An 18,169-nucleotide genomic window follows, 5' to 3' on the forward strand; every position below is an offset into this window, starting at 1 on the left:
CGCCCTGCCCCGGCGGGGAGCCCGACCGCGCCGTCAGCCGGGGGTGTTGACCATCGACGCCGCCGCGTACGTCAGGTACTTCCACAGCGTCTGCTCGTGCTCCTCGGACAGGCCCAGGTCGTCCACAGCATCCCGCATGTGCTTCAGCCAGGCGTCGTGCGCGGCCCGGTCCACGGTGAAGGGCGCGTGCCGCATGCGCAGCCGCGGGTGTCCGCGTTGGTCGCTGTAGGTCGTGGGGCCGCCCCAGTACTGGATCAGGAACAGCACGAGGCGTTCCTCGGCGGGGCCGAGGTCCTCCTCGGGGTACATGGGCCGCAGGACCGGATCCTCCGCGACCCCCTCGTAGAAACGGTGAACGAGCCGGCGGAAGGTCTTCTCCCCGCCGACCTGCTCGTAGAAGGTCTGCTCCTGAAGCGTGCCGCGCCGAATCTCACTCACCCCTCCATGGTCTCAGACGCGGCGACCGGGCCCCGGGGCTGCGGACCACCCGCCCGGGGCGGGGCCCGCCGCTCGCCCCCGTCGCGCCGGGGCCCCACAGTGGACGTATGGCCGCAGCACGCTCCGACCGCCCCGGTGGCCCGGACGAACCGGGCACCCTCGGCGAACTCGCCCGCTCCGCGCGGCAGGCGCTCGTGCGGGAGATCGACGCGCAGGGGGCCTGGGCGGCCGACCCCGTGTGGCGGGAGGCGTTCCTGGCGGTGCCGCGCCATCTGTTCGTGCCGTACTACTACGTGGCCGGACCCGGCGGGTACGAGCGGCTGTGGGGCGAGAGCCACGACCCGGCGGTGCGGGAGCGCTGGGTGCGCGGTGCGTACGCCGACACCCCGCTGGCCACGCGGATGCGGGACGGGGAACTGCTGTCGTCCAGCAGCCAGCCGTCGCTGATGGCCACGATGCTCGTCGCGCTGCGGGTCCGCGCCGGTGACCGGGTCCTCGAAGTGGGCGCGGGGACCGGCTACAACGCGGCGCTGCTCGCGCACCGGCTCGGCGACGGCCTGGTGACCAGCGTCGACCTCGACCCCGAGATCACCGAGTCGGCCCGCGCACACCTGGCCGCCGCCGGACACCGCCCGGCGGTCGTCACCGGGGACGGCATGCGCGGGGTGCCGGAGCGGGCGCCGTACGACCGGATCGTCGCCACCTGCGAGCTGTCGACGGTGCCCGGTGCCTGGCTCGCCCAGTGCAGGCCCGGGGCGCTCGTGCTCACGCCGCTGGCCACGGGGCTGCTGCTCCTGCGGGTGGGGGACGACGGGCGGGCAGCGGGGCGGTTCCTGCACACGCCCGCCTACTTCGTGCCCCTGCGCGGCGCCGGACCGCCCGCCGGAGGGCAGCCCGGCGCGGACGGGCGGGACGACGAGGGGGAGTGGGGCGGGCTGCCGCGCCGGGTGCGGGAGAACGAACGGTTCCGGTTCCTGGCGGGGCTCACCCGGGGGCTGCTCGGCCCCCGGGAGGCGTACCGGTTGTGGGAGCGCGCGGAGCGGCCGGGCCGTGAGCGGTTCGGGGTCACGGCGGGGCCGGACGGTGCACGGGCCTGGCTGGACGATCCGGCGGGCCCGGACGTGTGGCCGCTCGGCTGAGAGCCGCGAGCCGACCGCGAGCCGCGCGTCGGGTGCCGCGAGCCGACTGTGAGGCGGGCGCCCGGGTGGGCCGGGCGCGTGCGACGGCCCGGCACCCCTGCCGGGGGTGCCGGGCCGTGTGTCGTCGGAGGGGGCCGTCAGCCCCGGCGGACGGTGATCGTCGTCCAGGCGCCCACGTGCACGCGGTCGCCGTCCTGGAGCGGCACCGGGACGAAGGGCTGGATCGGCTCCTCGCCGCCGTTGACCGTCGTACCGTTCGTCGAGTTCTGGTCGACGACCGCCCAGCTTCCGTCCGGCTGCTGCACCAGCACCGCGTGCTGGTGCGAGACGCCCGGGTCCTCCGGCGGCACCGACAGGTCGATGTCGGGGGTGTCACCGGTGGAGTGGCGGCGCCGGCCGATGGTGATCTGGTTGCCGGTGAGGGTGCGCTGCTGCTCCGGCGAGTACGCGGGCAGGTTGAGGCCCGCCGCCTCGGGGCCGGAGCGCTGCATCATCGCCATGAAGTAGTCGCGGTCCGGGCCGATCGTCGCCAGCCAGGTCGCCGGCCCCGCCTGCTGTTGCTGCTGCTGCGGGCCCGCCTGCGGGTACCCGTACGTGCCGCCGCCCTGTCCCGCGCCGGGACCGCCGGGACCGCCGGGGCCGCCCTGGCCCTGGGACGACGGCGGGGAGATCACCCAGTCGTCGTTGCCGCCGCCGAAGGGCTGTCCGCCCTGCTGCCCGGGACCGCCCTGACCCGGACCGCCCTGCTGCGGGGGCCTGCGGGTCTCCTGCGGGAAACCGGACGGAGCCTGGGTGCCCGTCTGCGGGAAGCCCCGCGGAGCCTGCGTGCCGGGCTGCTGGAACGCCTGCGGGGCGCCCGCCGTCTGCGCGGGGCCGGGCTGCTGGGGCCCGGGACGCGAGGGGCCCCCGTATCCGGGGCCGCCGGGGCCCTGTCCGGGGTTGCCGTAGCCCGCGCCGCCCTGACCGCCGGGACCGCCCTGGCCGCCCGGACCGCCCGGGTCGCCGAACGCCGGGATCGGCTCCGCGGGCCGGTTTATCTGGGACGGCCGGCTGCCCTGGTAGTCGAAGGAGTCGGTGGTGCCGTAGCCCTGGCCGGGAGGCTGGAAGCGGGCGCCCGGACCCTGCGACGTGGGGCTCGGCGTCGCGGGGCGCGGCGCGGCCGGGGTGTACGAGGTGGCGGTGTTGGTGAGGAAGTTCCACCGGCACTCCTCGCAGAAGGGCGCCCCGCCCTCGCGCGGGGTGCGGCACTGCGGGCACAGCTCGGGCTCGGCGCCCTGACGGCCGCCGGACGGGCCGGGCGGCGGCGGGAAGCCGTAGCCGCCGGCCGGGGGCGGCGGCGGGGGCGGAGGTACGGCACCGGCCATGCGGTGACCGCAGACCTCGCACCAGTCGTCGGAACCCGACTGGTGTCCGTTCGGGCAGGTCGGCATGTCGGCGCTTCCCCCTCTCCTCTTCCGGCCCTCGGGCCGGTTTGCTCCGGCCCCGGGGGGCAGGTCGGTCTTCGCGGACGCCGACGCGGCGGGCGCGATGCGGCGGTACGGCGTTGCGTCAGGTCACTTCTTTACACGAACAGTCTTTGTGGACCGTGTCTCCAGGGTCATCTCGTCGGCCTCCGCGACCCGGGCCTTCAATCGCACAGTACCCGCCGCGGCGTCGACGACGTCCACCACCTTCGCAAGCAGTTTCGCAGTATCGGCGTTGCCGGAGGCGCTCGCCAGCTGAACGGCCCTTCCCAGTTTGGCCGTTGCCCCGTCCATGTCGCCGGCCTTGCGGAGGTCCAGGCCCTGCTGGATGGCACGGGCCAGTTCCGCCTGGCCCGTGTAGTGCGCGACCTGCGGGTTGATGGAGGTGGACGCCACCATGTCGTCGGTCCACACGGCCTTCACCAGGCCCTGGGCGCCGAGGGGCTGGGCGGACCCGTCGGGCTGCGGCACCACCAGGGAGACGCGGGCGGCCAGCATCTCCTGGCCGAGACTGGCCGCCGGGACCTCCACGCAGACGTGGTAGTCGCGGGACTCGTCGCCCCAGGAACCGGTGGGGTAGTCACCGGCACGCGGCCCGGCCTCGGTGCGGCGGTCGGTCAACTGCTCGACGCTGGGCGCCACTTGCTTCACGAACTTCACCGTCGTGCCGACCGGCGTCCACAGCCGCAGGGCGACGTCCGCGACCTCCTTGCCCATCGCCGCCTCCATCATCCGCGTGAAGTCCTCGGCGAGGCCCTCCGGATCGGCGACGATGTCCGCGCTGCCGAGCAACGCGGAGGCTATCCCTGTGACTTCTTTCACTTCCCAGTCGGTGCCCACACCGCGTGCGTCGCACGTGAAACGGCCCGCGCACGCGTCCAGCGCGGCCTTCAGGTCCTCGGGCGACTCGTGCTCGTTGCGGCCGTCGGTCAGCAGGATGCCGTGCCGGATGGCGACGCCGGCCGACGACAGCAGCCGGTCCGCCAGTCTCAGCCAGGTGCCGATGGCGGTGCCGCCGCCCGCGGTCAGTTTGCGCAGCGCCTGCTTGGCCTGCTCGCGGGTGGCGGAGTCGGCGACCGCCAGGCGGCCGTTGCCGGGGTAGACCTCCCGGGCGACGTGCGTGCCGCCGATCACCGCGAAGTGCGTGCCGTCGCGCAGGGTGTCGATCGCGGCGGCCGTGGCGTTGCGGGCGTTGCGCATCTTGCTCTGCGGGTAGTCCATCGACCCCGAGCAGTCGACCATGAGCGCCACGGCGGCGTCCGGTGTCCGGGCCGCGGCGTACTGGTGCGGTGCACCGGCCGCGGTGCCGACCGTGCCGCCTCCCGTCGACGTGACGGTGACGATCGCGTTGACCTCGCGGCCGCCGTCCGGCAGGAACTCGTTCTGGTACACGTCCACCGAGAACTGCGGAACGTTCGGCTTCGAGAAATTGGCCATGGTTGTCCGGCTCCCCCTCGTGCCTCCACCCGAGGTGGAGACGGTCTTCCGCGGCGGACCGGTTCCCCGGCCGGCCCGCCGGGGCCTGCGTGTGCTCAAACCGCTGAAACCGCTGAAACCGCTGAGACCGCTGAGACCGCTGCGGCCGCGCGGTCCCGTCCGGGGCCGCCGGCCTGTGCGAGCGACGCGTACGGGGCCTGAAACCCGTACGCGTGCCGCCCGGTCCGGCGACGGCCCGCGCGGTGCGGGCCGCCGGTCGTCCGGACGCGGCGTCTCAGGCCGATCCTGCCCCCTGCGGCGGAGCCGGGAACGGCAGGAGGGCCACTGTTACGTTGTCGTGGCCCCCGCCGTCCAGGGCGAGGCCGACCAGAACCTGCGCGCTGTGCAGCGGGCGGGCCGCCGCGTCGGGGGGAACCGCGCGGGCCATCTCCTCCGCCGCCTCCGCGTAGTTCCACAGCCCGTCCGTGCAGACCACGATCACGCCGGGCCGGTCGGGCTTGAACGAGGCGGTGTGCGGGTCGAGTTCGTAGGCGTCCGCGCCGAGCCAGCCGGTGATCGCGTGGGCCCGCTCGTCGGCGTACGCCTCGGCCTCGTTCATCACTCCCGCGGCCACCATCTGCGCGGCCCACGAGTCGTCCTCGGTGAGCCGGACCGGCACCGAGTTCGGGTCGGCGGGCAGCCAGTAGGCGCGGCTGTCGCCGACCCAGCCGACGACCAGGAGTCCCCCGGCGACGACCGCGCCGACCAGGGTGCAGGCCGGGGCGTTCTGGTGCGGGGCGTGCTGGCGGGCCGTCTCGGGTTCCTCGGCGAGGGCGTTGACCGCCTGCGACGCGGCGACGATCGCCTCGTGCATGGCCTGCTGCGGGTGGGTGCCCTGGCCGAGGGCCGCCAGCAGGGCGGCGCTCGCGGTGCGTGACGCGGCGAGGGAGGCGTCGTCGGGACGGGTCGCCGAGGACACCCCGTCGCAGACGATCGCCGTGAGCGCCGGGGAACCGTCGGGCAGCACGGTGTTGCCGAGCGCGAAGGCGTCCTCGTTGCGGTGGTGGCGCAGACCGCGGTCGCTGACGGCGGCGACGGGCCCCGACTCCTGCTCCATGTGGTCCCGTTCGCGCGGCTGGGCGTGCCCGCAGTTCTCGCAGTAACCGTCGTCGTCGACCCGGCCGGCCCGGCAGGCCACGCACACCGCCGTGCTCCCGGCGGGGGAGGCCGCGGCGCCCGCGGTGCGCGGGTCGGGCGCCTGGAGCGGGTACTCCTCGGGAGCCCCGGCCCCGGCCCCGGCCCCGGCCCCGGCCCCGGCGACGGTCCCGGCCTCGGCCGGACGGTCGAACCGGACGCCCGCGGCGGGCGCCTGCGACGCCTCGGGGGAGGCGGACGGCACGGGCGCACCCGCGTCGGGCGCGCCCGGGTGGGGGCCCGCCACCGGGAGCGGCGGTGGCGGGGGCGGTGCGGCCGGGGGCAGGAGGCCGCCGGCCGAGTCGGTGCCCGGCAGGTCGGTCGGCAGCAGGGCGGGCGCGCCGGTGGCGCCCGGCCCGGAGGCCGTCGGCCAGTCCACGCCCGCCGCGTGCGGCGGTGCGGGCGGACCGCCCGGTTCGGGAGCGGGCGCGGGCACGGCGGGCCGGGCCGTCGGCGGGGTCGCCGACAGGTCGAATCCGCACGCACCGCAGAAACGGTCACCCGACTCGAGCGGCTCCTCGCAGCTCGGGCAGGCGGACAGCTGGGGGATCTGCGACATCAACTACACCCATGTCCGGGGGCGGTAACGGTTGGCACGTTCCACCAGTTCGATCCTCTTCTCACCGCCGGGCGCGAGCCGGGCGAGCGTGCGGTACGAACGCTCCAGGCCGAAGCGGAGGCCCCGCTCGTCCAGGTCGCTGCCGAGCAGCGCCCGCCGGGCGGCAGGAGCGGAACTACGGCCACCGGAGAGTATCCAGTCCAGGGCGCAACCGAGGACTTCCGCCGACAACTGTTCGCGCCGGGCCGGGTCGAGGCCGTACGCGTCGAGCGCCTCGACCTGTCCCGCGGCGGCCGTCAGGTCGTCGAGGAACGGCCCGTCGGACGCGGACGCCGCGCGGTGCCGCAGCCGGGCCCGGACCGCCGCGACCCGGGCGGCCGTGTAGTGGATCGACGACTCCGGCACCGACTCCAGCGTCCGCACCGAGCCCGGCCGGTCGCCGCCGGCGAGCTGGACGCGGGCCAGGCCGAACGCGCCGCTGACCCAGCTCGGGTCGGTCGACCACACCAGGCGGTAGTACTCGGCCGCGTTGTCGAGCTGGCCCAGCACCTCCGCGCACAGGCCGAGCGCGAGCTTGGGCGCGATCTCGCCCGGGAACGCGTCGTAGATCGCGTCGAAGGAGAGCGCGGCGCCCTCGTGGTCGCCCGTCACCAGGGCGGCGACGCCCCGGTACCAGACCACCCGCCAGTCGTCCGGGCGTTCCGCCTCCAGGGCCGTCAACTCCTGGTGTGCGGCGGCGGTTTCACCGTTCTCCAGGCGGGCGCGGATCTGCCGCAGCCGGGTCTCCACCGAGGGGGCGGGCACCGCCGCGAGCGCGGCGAGCAGTTCGCCGGGAGCCGAGGTCAACAGGCCCGCCAGGAAACCCGCGTTGGGGTCGGCGGGATCCACCCGCGGTACGGGCAGGGCGAGTCCGGCCGCCACGGCGTCGATCCGGCGCACCAGCCGGGCACCCTCCGGCGGCCCGGAGGGCGGGACGGGCGGCGCGTCGGGCGCGGGGACGAGCGGTCCGGCCTGCGCCGGCACGACCGCCCCGATCCGGGCCGCCTCCGGAACTCCCGGGCCCGACAGGGCCGGTGCCGCGGGCGCGGCACCCGGCAGGGCGCCGGCCACCACGGGCGGGGCGCCGCGCCGTGCGGCGCCGGAACCCCGCCGCACCGGGAAGCGCGCGCCGAGGCGCGACACGTCGTCCAGCAGCTCGGGGAACAACTCGGTGTCCGTCACCCGCAGTTCGGGGCCGAACAGCGTCGACAGCGCGGGCCGCGCCCGGCCCGTCTGCACGGAGACGACCTCGCGCAGCACGCCGGTGAGCTGCTCCGCCATCTCCGTCGCGGAGGCGAACCTGCGGTGCGGGTCCGGGTCGGTGGCGCGCACCAGCAGCCGGTAGAAGGACTCGTAGCGGCGGAAGACCTCGATGTGGTCGGGGTCGGGCAGGGAGTCCACGTAGACGTTCGTGTAGCCCTGGAAGTCGAACGCGAGGACGGCGAGCGTGCGGCCCACCGTGTACAGGTCGCTCGCCACCGACGGGCCGGTCTCCGCGACCTCGGGCGCCTGGTAGCCGACCGTGCCGTAGATGGCCGACTCGTCGTCGTCCATGCGGCGGACCGCGCCCATGTCGATCAGCTTGAGCTGGTCCTCGGTCTGGATCGCGTTGTCGACCTTGAAGTCGCAGTACAGGAGGTTGCGGCTGTGCAGGTGGCCGAGCGCCTCCAGCGCCTCGATGCCGTACGCGCACGCCTGCTCCACCGGCAGCGGGTCGCGTCTGCCGTCCGGCGTGCGGCGGTCGTTGGCGATCTCCTTGAGCGACTTGCCGCCGACGTACTCCATGACGATGTAGCCGTCGAGCGAACCCGTGCGCTGGTCGAGGTGCTCGACGAAGTTGTAGATCCGCACGATGTTGGAGTGCTCGATCTCCGCGAGGAAGCGCCGCTCGGAGATCGCCGCCGCCATCGCGTCCTGGTCGCCGGTGTCGAGCAGGCCCTTGAGCACCACCCACCGGTCGGACACCGCGCGGTCCACGGCGAGGTACACCCAGCCGAGGCCCCCGTGGGCGAGACAGCCCGCCACCTCGTACTGCCCGTGCACGACGTCGCCCGACTTCAGCTTCGGCACGAACGAGTACGGGTGGCCGCACTTGGTGCAGAAGCCCTCCGTGCGCCCGGCGCTGTTGCCCCGCGAGCGCCCGACGGGCGCGCCGCAGTCCGAACGCGAGCAGAACCGCTTGCGCTCGGGGACCTCCGGGTTCTCCTGCACCATCGCCCGCGGGTCCGGCCGCGGCACGTCCGGCACCTGCACCAGGCCCACGCCCAGCCGGCCGCGCGTGCTCGACCCGGACGCGGAACCGGAACTGCGCACCGACACCGAGCGGCTCGCGGAGCTTCCCGAGCGGGAGAGCCGCCCCGACACCGACCGCCGCGACCGCGCCGACTGCGAGGACCGCGACGACGGCTGCGAGGACATGCCGGAACCGGCGGAACCGGGTGAACTCGGCTCACTGGAACGTGAGTTGCCGCCCCCGGCGACGCCGGTGGCCGGGGAGCCGACCACACCGTTCGCCGCGACGACCGGCGCCAGACCGCAGGTGTCGCAGTACAGCTCGCCCCCGCCCACGTCCTCGTACGACCCGTCGCAGCCGGGCCGCTGGCACGGCTGACCTGCCTGACTCATGACTGCCCCCTCCGGTCCTCGGGACCGCTCTGCTGCGGCACCCGCGGGCCGCCGAGCAGCTCGACGGCCGCGTGCTGGTAGCGCAGCACGGCCTGTTCGGCGACGCGCAGGTCGCAGGGCGCGCTCCACAGCATGCGCCGCGCCGCGTCGTACCGCTCCACCAGCAGCGGGTCCTCCGCGAACCCGTGCCGCGACACCTTCGCCCGGTACGCGTCCAGGCGCCCGCGCAGCTCGGCGCGGACCGCGAGCGGCGCGGTCACGGCCGTCAACGACTCGCGTGCGCGCAGCAGTTCGTCCTCCGCCTGCTGTTCGAGCGACTCCAGCAGCGGCGACAGCCGGTGCCACTGCGCGTGCCTGCGGTACTCGGCGGCGTTCGACAGCTGCTCCTGGAGCGCCGTCGGCGGGCCGCTCACCACCGGCACCTCGGTCGCCGCGATCTTCGCCAGCACCTCGCCGCGCGCGGTGCGCGCCTCGGCGAGGGTGCGGTCCGCGCGGCTGAGGACGTCCCGCAGCCGCACCAGGCGCTGTTCGGCGTCCTGCCGGACGGTGAGCACCGCGTCGATCTCACGGCGCACGTCGTCCAGGGCGCGGGCCTCGCGGTCGTAGACCGCGGTGTCCGGCCGGCCGCCGCCGGGCGCGGAACTGCCCTGCGCGGGCACCCAGAAGTCCAGCGGGTCCGACACCACGCGCTCGCGCAGCGAGGTCAGGGTGCGGGTGATGCGCTCCAGGTCGTCGCCCGCGGGGTGTTCGCCGGGGCGCACGCCCACGGAGTGGGCCAGGCGCCGGGTGCGCTGGAGCTCCGCGGCCAGTAAATCTATCCGCGCGGGCAGCGCCGACCACACCGCGTCGGCGGTCACGACGACGTCCAGCGACGTCGCGTACAGCTCGTTCATCAGGTCGACCAGCGTGCCGAGCGAGAACCGCCGGCTCAGCTTCCCCGGCCCGGCCGGGGTGGACGCGCCCGCGGTGCCCGGGGTGTCGGCGACCGTGACGGACTCGCCGCGCAGCAGCTCCGTCAGCTCCACCAGGTCCTCGCGGCTGGACCAGCGGCGCCGGGAGCGGATCTCCCGGGCGGTGCGCAGGGTGGCCGTGTAGGCGTCGTAGTAGGCCCACAGCAGCGTGATGGACGCCTCCGTGGACGCCCAGCGGTCCTTGGTGGTGCCGGTGAGTTCGGCGCCTTCGAGGAGCCGGCGGCCCGCGTGGTCCTGGAGGGCGAGCAGCGACGTCTCGATCGCCTCGTGCTCCGCGCCGAGGCGCGCCAGCGCACGGTCCACCTCGTCCCGGTCGAGCACCGGCTCGGGGGGTCCCGTGACGCCCATCGATCACCTCTCGCTGCTGTCGGGTTCTGCCTGTGGTGCCGCTGTCGGTACCGAACTCTGGCTCGCGGTAGGGAAGTCGGGGGCGGTGCGCCCCCGGTCCCTCATCCTGCGCGGTAGTGGGGCTCCGGCGGCATCGCGGGGCCGAAGTCCGCCCCCAGTGTCGGTGCCAGCCACTTCCGGTACGAGTCGGCCCAGCTGCCGTCCTTGCGGTAGTCCTCAAGGATTTTGTTGACCCGGGCCTCCAGGTCCGTGGCGTCCTTCTTCATCGCCACGCCGTAGTACTCCGGCGTGAGCGGGTCGCCCTTCAGCTCCACCGTCGGGTCCTGCGCCGCCTGGCTCGCGGCGAGCGCGCCGTCGGTCAGCACCGCGTCCACCTGGCCGAGTTGGAGCCGCACCAGGCAGTCGAGCTGGTTGGGGACCACCGTGCTGATGTCCACCGAGGAGGCCAGCTCGCCGCTCTTCCTGTCGGCGGTGAGCCGGTCGAGCGCCGTCGAACTCTTCGCGGAACACACCTTCTTGCCGTCGAGGGTGTCGTTGTAGCCCGTGATGTCGGACGACTTGGGGGCGAGGACCTGCTGGCCCGTGACGAAGTACGGCGCGGAGAACGCCACGTCCTTCAGCCGGTCGCAGGTGATCGTCATGGTGCGGACCACGACGTCGACCCGGGCCTTCCGGATGGCCGGCACGCGCTCGGTGGTGGGGATCGCCTGGAAGCGGATCCTGGCGGGGTCCGAGTCGTTGAAGATGTCCTTCGCCAGCCGGCGGGCCAGGTCGATGTCGAAGCCCTCCAACTGGACGTTCTTGTCCGTGCTGTTGGGGTCCCGGTAGCCCCAGTTGAAGCTGTTCTGGTCGACGCCGACCGACAGGTGGCCCCTCTTCTTGATCGCCGCGATCGCCGTGCCCTCGGCCGTCGACGGGGGGACGCTCTGATCCTGCGGGTCCGTGCACGCGTCGGCCTCGGCCTGGGCCGCGCGCGCGGTCCGCCCGCCGCCCGCCGCCGACGCCGCCGTGTGCGGTCCGGCGGCGCGCGGCAGGAGCAGCGCGCAGACCACCGCCAGGGCGCACACGAACGCCATGGCGGCGACGCCGCCCCATCCCCGAAGACCCGTGCGTGGGCCCGTGAGACCCGTACGCGCGCGTATGCCTCGCATGGTGACGCCCCCTCCCGCCCTCACCGGTACTCCGCCAGCCTGCGCCCGACGCCCAGCAGCGCGCCGGCCGCGCCGAGCAGCGCGAGGACCGCGGCGCCGGCCGGCAGTCCGGTCATCGCGTCCCGCCCGTCGGCCGCAGCCCGCTCGAACTCCGCCTGTTCGTGGTCGACGGCCGCGCCGAGACTCTCGTCGACACCGGCGAAGCAGTCGCCGGTCGGCTTGAGCTCCGGGTCGTCGGAGCCGCCGATGACCAGGTAGAGCGCGTCCTGGTAGTCGCCGTCGTTGTCCTTGTCGCGGGCCTGCGTGTGGCGGCGCTTCCACTCCTGCATGTCGTCCGTCGCGGTCTTCACGGGCTGCGCGCCCGCCTTGTCGTCCGCCAGGGACTCCGCCCGCGCGAGCCCCTGGTCGAGGGTCTTCATCGACGCGTTGAACTCGACGTCGTACTTGTCCTCGTCGACGCCGTTCACCTCGACCGTGTCCGCGCCCCGGCTCACCAGGGTGAGGTTCTCGTTGCTGCGGGCGCTGAGGGCGGCGATGCGCGCGTCGTCCAGGACGCGCAGCGAGCGCACGCCGTGGTCGTAGGAGTCGTCGAGCCCGGCCCGCGCCACCGTGTGGCCGACGGCCATCCACAGCAGCACGACGGCCGCGCTCGCGGTGGCCGCGACCAGACCGTGGTTCAACAGCCGGTTCGTACGGCGGTAGTTGCGCCGCTGCGCCCACACCAGGACGGCGACCGCGGCGACCCCGAGGGCGAGCGCGGCCCACGGGTAGGGCGTGGCGTCCGCGTAGTCGTCCCGCAGCCGCTCGTTCTCGCTGGTGTAGAGGGACTTGGCCTTCGGGAGCATCTGGTTCTGCATCATGTCGTTCGCGTAGCGCAGGTACGCGCCGCCCAGCGGATAGCCCAGGCGGTTGTTGGCGCGGGCGCGTTCGACGAGGCCCTTGTACTGCGGCAGCAGGGTGTTGAGCTGCTCGATGGTCTTCGCGGACGAGGAGCCGGGCTCGGAGCTGTTGGCCGCCGTGACGAGCTTGCCGGCGGCGGTCCGGATGTCCCGCTCGTACAGGTCGCGGGACGCCTTCGTCTCCTGCCCGCCGGCCAGGAAGCCGCTGGAGGCTGCCGTGTTGGCGTCGGCGAGGGAGCGGTAGATGGCGGCGGAGGCCGCCGTGAGGGGCTGGCTGCTGTGCAGCACGTCGTCCGCGGCGTCGGCCCGGTCGTTCATCTGCCAGGCGCCCACCGCCCCGAACGCGACGACGAGCAGGGCCAGTACGGCGCCTATCAGCCGCAGCCGCCCCGGTTCCGTCGTCGCCGCGGCGCGCAGCCGCTCGGTGCCCTCCGCGAAGGCGGTGCGGCGCGGTGCGCCCGCCGGGGGCGGGGGAACCGCGGCGCGCGGTGCGGGCGCCACGGGCGCGCGGGGGGCGCCGGGCGGCGGCACGGCGGGCATCGTGGGCGTGCGCGAACCGGGCGGTCCCGCGCTGCCGTTCGGCGGCTGTGTCACTGTCGACCTCCCCCATGGTCATCGGTCGCCGCAAGTATCGCCGCGGACACCGACATCCGCACCCGCCTTCGCCGGATCTTGATCGGATCGCGGCGTCCTCCGGCGGCACAGTCTGCCCCGCCGGTCCAACGCGACGCCCCACGGCCCCCCTTGAGCATGAATACGTCCCGGGAAGGGCTTCGGTTCCCGGGACGCGGGCGGGGAGCGCGCGGGGCGTGCGGAGGGCCCGGGGCGCCCGGGGGCGGGCGTCCCGGGCCGGTCCGGCCGCTACCTGGCCGGGTTGTCCTGCTTTCCGGCGCCCTGGGCCGGGACGTTCTGCACCGGGACGATCGGCGAGGCCGCGGCCACCTGCGGGGAGGCCGCGTTGGAGAACGCCGAGGGGGCGGCGACCGACTCGGTGGGGTCGACGGTCTCGGACTCCTCGACGACCGCGGTGGCACCGCCCACGATGCGGATGTCCGCCGCGTCGAAGGCCCGCTTGACGCGCCAGCGCAGTTCGCGTTCGACCGCCAGCGACTTGCCGGGCATCGTCTTCGCGGTGAGCCGCACGACCATGGAGTCCAGCAGCACGCTGTCCAGCCCGAGCACCTCGACCGGGCCCCACAGGAGCTCGTTCCAGGGCTCCTCCTTGGTCATCCGCTCCGCGACCTCGTCGAGCGTCGCCTTCACCTTGTCCAGGTCCTCGGACGACTTGACGGTCACGTCGACCCCGGCCGTCGCCCAGCCCTGCGAGAGGTTGCCGATCCGCTTGACCTCGCCGTTGCGGACGTACCAGATCTCGCCGCCGTCGCCGCGCAGCTTCGTCACGCGCAGCCCGACCTCGATCACCTCGCCGGAGGCGACCCCCGCGTCGATCGTGTCCCCGACGCCGTACTGGTCCTCCAGGATCATGAAGACGCCGGACAGGAAGTCCGTCACCAGGTTGCGGGCGCCGAAACCGATCGCGACACCGGCCACACCGGCCGACGCGAGCAGCGGGGCCAGGTTGATCTGGAAGGTGCCCAGGACCATGAGGGCGGCCGTGCCCAGGATGATGAAGCTCGCCACCGAGCGCAGCACGGAACCTATCGCCTGCGAGCGCTGGCGGCGCCGCTCGGCGTTGACCAGCAGGCCGCCGAACGCGGTGCCGTCGACCGCCTGCACGGTGCGGCTCATCCGGTCGATGAGCTTGGTGATCGCCCGCCGCACCACCACCCGCAGCACGGTCGCGATCACCAGGATCAGCAGCACCCGCAGACCGATGGCCAGCCAGGTCGACCAGTTCTGGGACACCCAGCTCGCCGCGTTCGTCGCGCCCTCCTGCGCGTCCTGGAGGGTCGGTGTCGTCGATCCGGACGTCCGGGTGGGGGACGGTGACGGCGACGGGCCGGCGGCCATGAGGACGTCGGACAGGAACACGGCTGGTACCTCCAGGTGCAGTGGTCTGCCCCGGGTACGGCGGGTCGGGCGTCGGCCGTCGGCGACCACCGTGGCCGACGCCGCCTGGTTCACGGAAGGGTCACCGGACGGGCAGAACCACCACACTAACGGGGGAGCGGGGGCCGGTCGGCGCGATCCGGGGAGGAGAGACCATGCTCACCCGGGGAGGACGGCCGCGGTCCGCGGGGGCGTACGGGCTGTGGTCGAAAACACTCATGGCCCGTTACCCGGACATGGTGGCGCATCCACCAGGCATGAGGGGACACTGACCACAGATCGTCCCGGCGCGAGCCACGCGCCGCCGGCGTACAAGGAGGCACCCGTGCCGCATGTCCTGGTCCTCAACGCGTCGTACGAGCCACTCGGCGTCGTACCGCTCCGCCGCGCGCTCGTCCTCGTCCTGGAGAACAAGGCCGTCAGCCTCGAGGAGTCCGGCGCCTATCTGCACAGCGCGACCGTCACAGTCCCCGCACCCAGCGTGGTCCGGCTCAAGCGTTTCGTCCGCGTTCCCTACCGGGGACCGGTCCCGCTCACCCGGCGGGCGCTCTTCGCGCGCGACGGCGGCCGGTGCATGTACTGCGGTGGCGTCGCAACCAGCGTCGACCACGTCGTCCCGCGCTCACGCGGTGGCAAGCACGTCTGGGACAACGTGGTGGCCTCCTGCCGCCGCTGCAACCACGTGAAGGCCGACCGGCACCTCACCGAGATCGGCTGGCGCCTGCGCCACAAACCCGCCCCGCCCACCGGACTCGCCTGGCGCATCATCGGCACCGGGCACCGGGACCCGCGCTGGCTGCCCTACTTGCAGCCGTACGGCGCGGACGACGCCCTGGCCCGGATCGACGGCATCTCCGCCTGACGGTCCGGGCCTTCGCGCACCTGGTGGCCCGGTCCGGCCGGGCGCCACCGGGTGCGTACGCGCGCGCGTACGGGTGCGCCCGGACCGGCGGCGGAGGGCGGCCCGCGCCCGCCCGCGGGGCCGCACGCGCGTACGCGGGCGCGCGTTCCGCCGTGTCACCGGGCGTGCGCGCCGCGGCTGCCCCAGTGTGAGCACAGCCACCTTGTCGGCCCGGTCGTGTCTGCCGTCGCGCCCGCTGGGTAGGGCTGCAAGAACCCGCCGGGGGCCGCGGGCGACCCGCCGGTCGGGCCGCGGGCCCCACGCCGTACACGACAAGGAGGCCCCCGTGGCCGCATCCGCGCACCTGCTGCTCTCGGCCCTGTCCAAACACGCGGGGGAGGCGTCCGCCGGCCCCGCGTTCCCCGAGACCCTCCCCGAGGACCCGCCGCCCGGCGTCCTCGGCACCGTGGGCGTGCCCGGCAGCCGTGCCGAGGCCCCCCTCACCAGCGAACCCCCGCTGCCCGACGCGGAACCGCTCACCAGCGAACCGCCGCTCGCCGACGCCGCGCCGCTGACCAGCGAGGCCGACACCGCCGACGGCCCCGACGACGTTCCCGGGCCGGCCGGCGCCCCTTCGTACCCGTCGTACCCGGACCTCTTCCGCGCGGAGTTGTAGATGACGGCACCCCGGCCGGCCCAGCCCCTGTCCGAGGACCTGACCCGGCTCGCCGCCCTGCACGGCGTCGCCGCCTCCTACAGCCCCTCGCCCGACCGGACGGTCCCCGCCTCGCCGCTCGCCGTCGTCGCCGCCCTCGCGGCCCTCGGCGTTCCCGCGGCCACCCCGGAGGCCGTACGGGACGCCCTCGCCGCCCGTGAGCGCGAACTGGCCGGACGGCTCCTGCCGCCGACCGTCGTGTGCTGGCAGGGCGACCCGCCGACCGCCCTCGCCGACCTGCCGCCCGGCACCGTCCTGCGCGTCGACACCGAGCAGGGCGAGACCCGCGCCGGTGCCGAGGACCTGCCGCCCGGCGTGCACCGGGTGAGTGCCACCGCGCCCGACGGCCGGACCGGCGAGGCGCACCTCGTCGTGGCCCCGGCCCGGCTGCCCACCCCCGCGGGGCGCTCGTACGGACTGCTCGTGCAGCTCTACTCCCTGCTGTCCCGCCGGTCCTGGGGCATGGGCGACCTCGGTGACCTCGCCGAACTCGCCGGCTGGGCCGGCCGCGCCTTCGGGGCGGGGTTCGTCCAGGTCAACCCGCTGCACGCGGCGGTACCCGGCGCCCCCACCGACCCGTCCCCGTACCGGCCCTCGTCCCGCCGCTTCCCGGACCCGGTGCACCTGCGCGTCGAGGACGTCCCCGAGTTCGCGCACGTACCGGACCGCGAGCGGCTGCACGCCGTCCTCGCGCGCGCGGAGCGGCTGCGCGCGGCCGTGCTCGACGAGGGCGCCCTCATCGACCGGGACGCCGTCTGGGCGCTCAAGCGCGAGGCACTGGAACAGGTCCTGGCCGTGCCGCTGGGCCCCGGCCGCCGGGCCGCCTACCAGGACTTCCTCGCCGAGCAGGGCCAGGCCCTGGAGGACCACGCCACCTGGTACGCGCTCGCCGAGACGCACGGCCCCGACTGGCGTTCCTGGCCGGACGGACTGCGCGACCCGCGCTCGCCCGCCACCGCCGACGCCCGCCGCGCCCTCGCCGACCGCGTCGACCTCCACAGCCGCCTGGCCTGGCTCACCGACATCCAGCTCACGGCCGCGCAGCGCGCCGCCCGCGAGGCCGGCATGCCCGTCGGCGTCGTCCACGACCTCGCGGTCGGCGTGCACCCGCAGGGCGCCGACGCGTGGGCGCAGCAGGACCACTTCGCGGCCGGGATGTCGGTCGGCGCGCCGCCCGACGCGTTCAACGCGCGCGGCCAGGACTGGGGCCTGCCGCCCTGGCGCCCCGACCGGCTCGCCGCGTCGGGCTACGCGCCCTACCGCCGCCTGCTGCGCGCCCTGTTCCGGTACGCGGGCGCCCTGCGCATCGACCACGTCATGGGCCTGTTCCGGCTCTGGTGGGTGCCGGAGGGCCGGCCGCCCACCGAGGGCACGTACGTGCGCTACGACGCCGAGGCCATGCTGGCGGTCCTGGTCCTGGAGGCGTCCCGGGCCGGCTCGCTGGTGATCGGCGAGGACCTCGGCACCGTCGAGCCCGGGGTGCGCGAGACGCTGGACCGGCGCGGGGTCCTCGGCACGTCCGTGCTGTGGTTCGAGCGCGACTGGGACGGCGACGGGCACCCGCTGCCCCCGGAGCGGTGGCGCGCCGACTGCCTGGCCACCGCCACCACCCACGACCTGCCGCCCACGGCCTCCCGGCTGACCGGGGACCACGTCGAACTCCGGGACAGGCTCGGCCTGTTGACCCGCCCGGTCGCGGAGGAGCGGGCCGAGGCCGCCGCCGACACGGCCGAGTGGCTGGACCTGCTCACCCGGCTCGGCCTGCTGCGGGAGACCGCGGGGAGCGGCGCCGGGACGCCGGAGGAGACGGAGGAGGCCGAGATCCGGGCCGTCCACCGCTTCCTGCTGCGCACCCCGGCCCGCATGGTCGGCGTCTGGCTGCCGGACGGGGTGGGGGACCGGCGGCCGCAGAACCTGCCGGGCACCTGGGACCAGTACCCGAACTGGCGGCTGCCGATCGCCGACGCGGCGGGCCGCCCGGTGACGCTGGAGGAGCTGACGTCGTCGCCGCGGCTGCGCGCCCTCCTCGGCATGGTGCGCTCGGAGGCCGGACCGCGCGGCACGGTGCTCGGCCCGGACCCGGGGACCGGGCGGGCGGGAAGCGCCGCACCGGCCCCGGCGGCCGTCCCGACGGCCACGGGGACGCCGGGGGCCGGGCCCGGGTAGCCGCGGCGGGCGCACGGGGGTCAACCGCGGCCCCCGTGTGCCCCCAACGGGCCAACCCCGCCGCGCGCGTCCCGCACGGGCCCGCCGCGGGAGCCGCACGGCAGGGGTCCGGCCGCCCCCGGCAAGGGCGTTGGGACCCGCGGCACGAGCACGCCGTCCGCCCGGCCGGGGGCCCCGTACGGCACCCCGGGCGCG

At 75.2% G+C, this 18,169-nt stretch carries 13 protein-coding genes; 4 read left to right on the top strand and 9 right to left on the bottom strand.

Annotated elements, in window-relative coordinates:
• Positions 1 to 33: 33 nt before the first annotated feature.
• A complete protein-coding gene (locus tag ACFZA0_RS01590; protein WP_391009497.1) occupies positions 34 to 438 on the bottom strand; it encodes a globin in 405 nt (134 codons plus the stop codon).
• Between the two features lie 107 nt (positions 439 to 545).
• Between ACFZA0_RS01590 and ACFZA0_RS01595 the strand changes: the two genes are divergently transcribed.
• Positions 546 to 1,577, top strand: a complete 1,032-nt coding sequence (locus ACFZA0_RS01595; protein WP_391009500.1) for a methyltransferase domain-containing protein — start codon at positions 546 to 548, stop codon at positions 1,575 to 1,577.
• A 137-nt stretch (positions 1,578 to 1,714) separates the two neighbouring features.
• On the opposite strand, the gene ACFZA0_RS01600 is transcribed toward ACFZA0_RS01595, so the two are convergent.
• From ACFZA0_RS01600 to ACFZA0_RS01635, 8 genes are all read right to left on the bottom strand, one after another.
• The gene (locus tag ACFZA0_RS01600) at positions 1,715 to 3,007 is read right to left on the bottom strand and encodes an FHA domain-containing protein (RefSeq protein ID WP_391009502.1); all 1,293 of its coding nucleotides are present in this window, start codon (positions 3,005 to 3,007) and stop codon (positions 1,715 to 1,717) included.
• Between the two features lie 123 nt (positions 3,008 to 3,130).
• Positions 3,131 to 4,477, bottom strand: coding sequence for a VWA domain-containing protein (locus ACFZA0_RS01605; protein WP_391009504.1), 1,347 nt, complete (start codon positions 4,475 to 4,477; stop codon positions 3,131 to 3,133).
• A 274-nt stretch (positions 4,478 to 4,751) separates the two neighbouring features.
• On the bottom strand, positions 4,752 to 6,212 hold the full coding sequence (locus tag ACFZA0_RS01610) for a protein phosphatase 2C domain-containing protein (protein WP_391009507.1): 1,461 nt from the start codon (positions 6,210 to 6,212) through the stop codon (positions 4,752 to 4,754).
• Positions 6,213 to 8,873 carry a tetratricopeptide repeat protein gene (locus ACFZA0_RS01615; RefSeq protein WP_391009510.1) on the bottom strand — a complete coding sequence of 887 codons (2,661 nt, stop codon included), beginning with the start codon at positions 8,871 to 8,873 and terminating at the stop codon, positions 6,213 to 6,215.
• Positions 8,870 to 10,192, bottom strand: coding sequence for a hypothetical protein (locus ACFZA0_RS01620; protein ID WP_391009512.1), 1,323 nt, complete (start codon positions 10,190 to 10,192; stop codon positions 8,870 to 8,872). Before ACFZA0_RS01620 ends, ACFZA0_RS01615 begins: the two co-directional genes overlap by 4 nt.
• Positions 10,193 to 10,293: 101 nt before the next feature.
• Positions 10,294 to 11,343 (bottom strand): transporter substrate-binding domain-containing protein, encoded by a 1,050-nt coding sequence (locus ACFZA0_RS01625; RefSeq protein ID WP_391009515.1) that lies wholly within the window; start codon positions 11,341 to 11,343, stop codon positions 10,294 to 10,296.
• 20 nt (positions 11,344 to 11,363) lie between these two features.
• Positions 11,364 to 12,836: a hypothetical protein gene (locus ACFZA0_RS01630; protein WP_391009518.1), complete on the bottom strand. Its 1,473-nt coding sequence runs from the start codon at positions 12,834 to 12,836 to the stop codon at positions 11,364 to 11,366.
• Positions 12,837 to 13,103: 267 nt separating this feature from the next.
• The gene (locus ACFZA0_RS01635; protein ID WP_391011769.1) at positions 13,104 to 14,213 is read right to left on the bottom strand and encodes a mechanosensitive ion channel domain-containing protein; all 1,110 of its coding nucleotides are present in this window, start codon (positions 14,211 to 14,213) and stop codon (positions 13,104 to 13,106) included.
• 364 nt (positions 14,214 to 14,577) lie between these two features.
• Between ACFZA0_RS01635 and ACFZA0_RS01640 the strand changes: the two genes are divergently transcribed.
• The 3 genes from ACFZA0_RS01640 to malQ all read left to right on the top strand — a co-directional run bounded on the left by ACFZA0_RS01640 (position 14,578) and on the right by malQ (position 17,974).
• The gene (locus tag ACFZA0_RS01640; RefSeq protein WP_391009520.1) at positions 14,578 to 15,114 is read left to right on the top strand and encodes an HNH endonuclease; all 537 of its coding nucleotides are present in this window, start codon (positions 14,578 to 14,580) and stop codon (positions 15,112 to 15,114) included.
• 325 nt (positions 15,115 to 15,439) lie between these two features.
• Positions 15,440 to 15,769, top strand: a complete 330-nt coding sequence (locus ACFZA0_RS01645; RefSeq protein ID WP_391009523.1) for a hypothetical protein — start codon at positions 15,440 to 15,442, stop codon at positions 15,767 to 15,769.
• Complete coding sequence (gene malQ, locus ACFZA0_RS01650; protein WP_391009525.1) at positions 15,770 to 17,974, top strand: 4-alpha-glucanotransferase; 2,205 nt, start codon at positions 15,770 to 15,772, stop codon at positions 17,972 to 17,974.
• The last annotated feature ends 195 nt before the right edge of the window (positions 17,975 to 18,169 follow it).

It is taken from the genome of Streptomyces sp. NPDC008150, assembly GCF_042956945.1.
Taxonomy (GTDB): Bacteria; Actinomycetota; Actinomycetes; order Streptomycetales; family Streptomycetaceae; genus Streptomyces.

Excerpts from the sequence above, each read along its gene's own strand:
- ACFZA0_RS01595 (WP_391009500.1), top strand. The coding sequence starts at position 546 with ATGGCCGCAGCACGCTCCGACCGCCCCGGTGGCCCGGACGAACCGGGC.
- ACFZA0_RS01600 (WP_391009502.1), bottom strand. The coding sequence starts at position 3,007 with ATGCCGACCTGCCCGAACGGACACCAGTCGGGTTCCGACGACTGGTGC.
- ACFZA0_RS01605 (WP_391009504.1), bottom strand. The coding sequence starts at position 4,477 with ATGGCCAATTTCTCGAAGCCGAACGTTCCGCAGTTCTCGGTGGACGTG.
- ACFZA0_RS01615 (WP_391009510.1), bottom strand. The coding sequence starts at position 8,873 with ATGAGTCAGGCAGGTCAGCCGTGCCAGCGGCCCGGCTGCGACGGGTCG.
- ACFZA0_RS01620 (WP_391009512.1), bottom strand. The coding sequence starts at position 10,192 with ATGGGCGTCACGGGACCCCCCGAGCCGGTGCTCGACCGGGACGAGGTG.
- ACFZA0_RS01625 (WP_391009515.1), bottom strand. The coding sequence starts at position 11,343 with ATGCGAGGCATACGCGCGCGTACGGGTCTCACGGGCCCACGCACGGGT.
- ACFZA0_RS01635 (WP_391011769.1), bottom strand. The coding sequence starts at position 14,213 with ATGGCCGCCGGCCCGTCGCCGTCACCGTCCCCCACCCGGACGTCCGGA.
- malQ (WP_391009525.1), top strand. The coding sequence starts at position 15,770 with ATGACGGCACCCCGGCCGGCCCAGCCCCTGTCCGAGGACCTGACCCGG.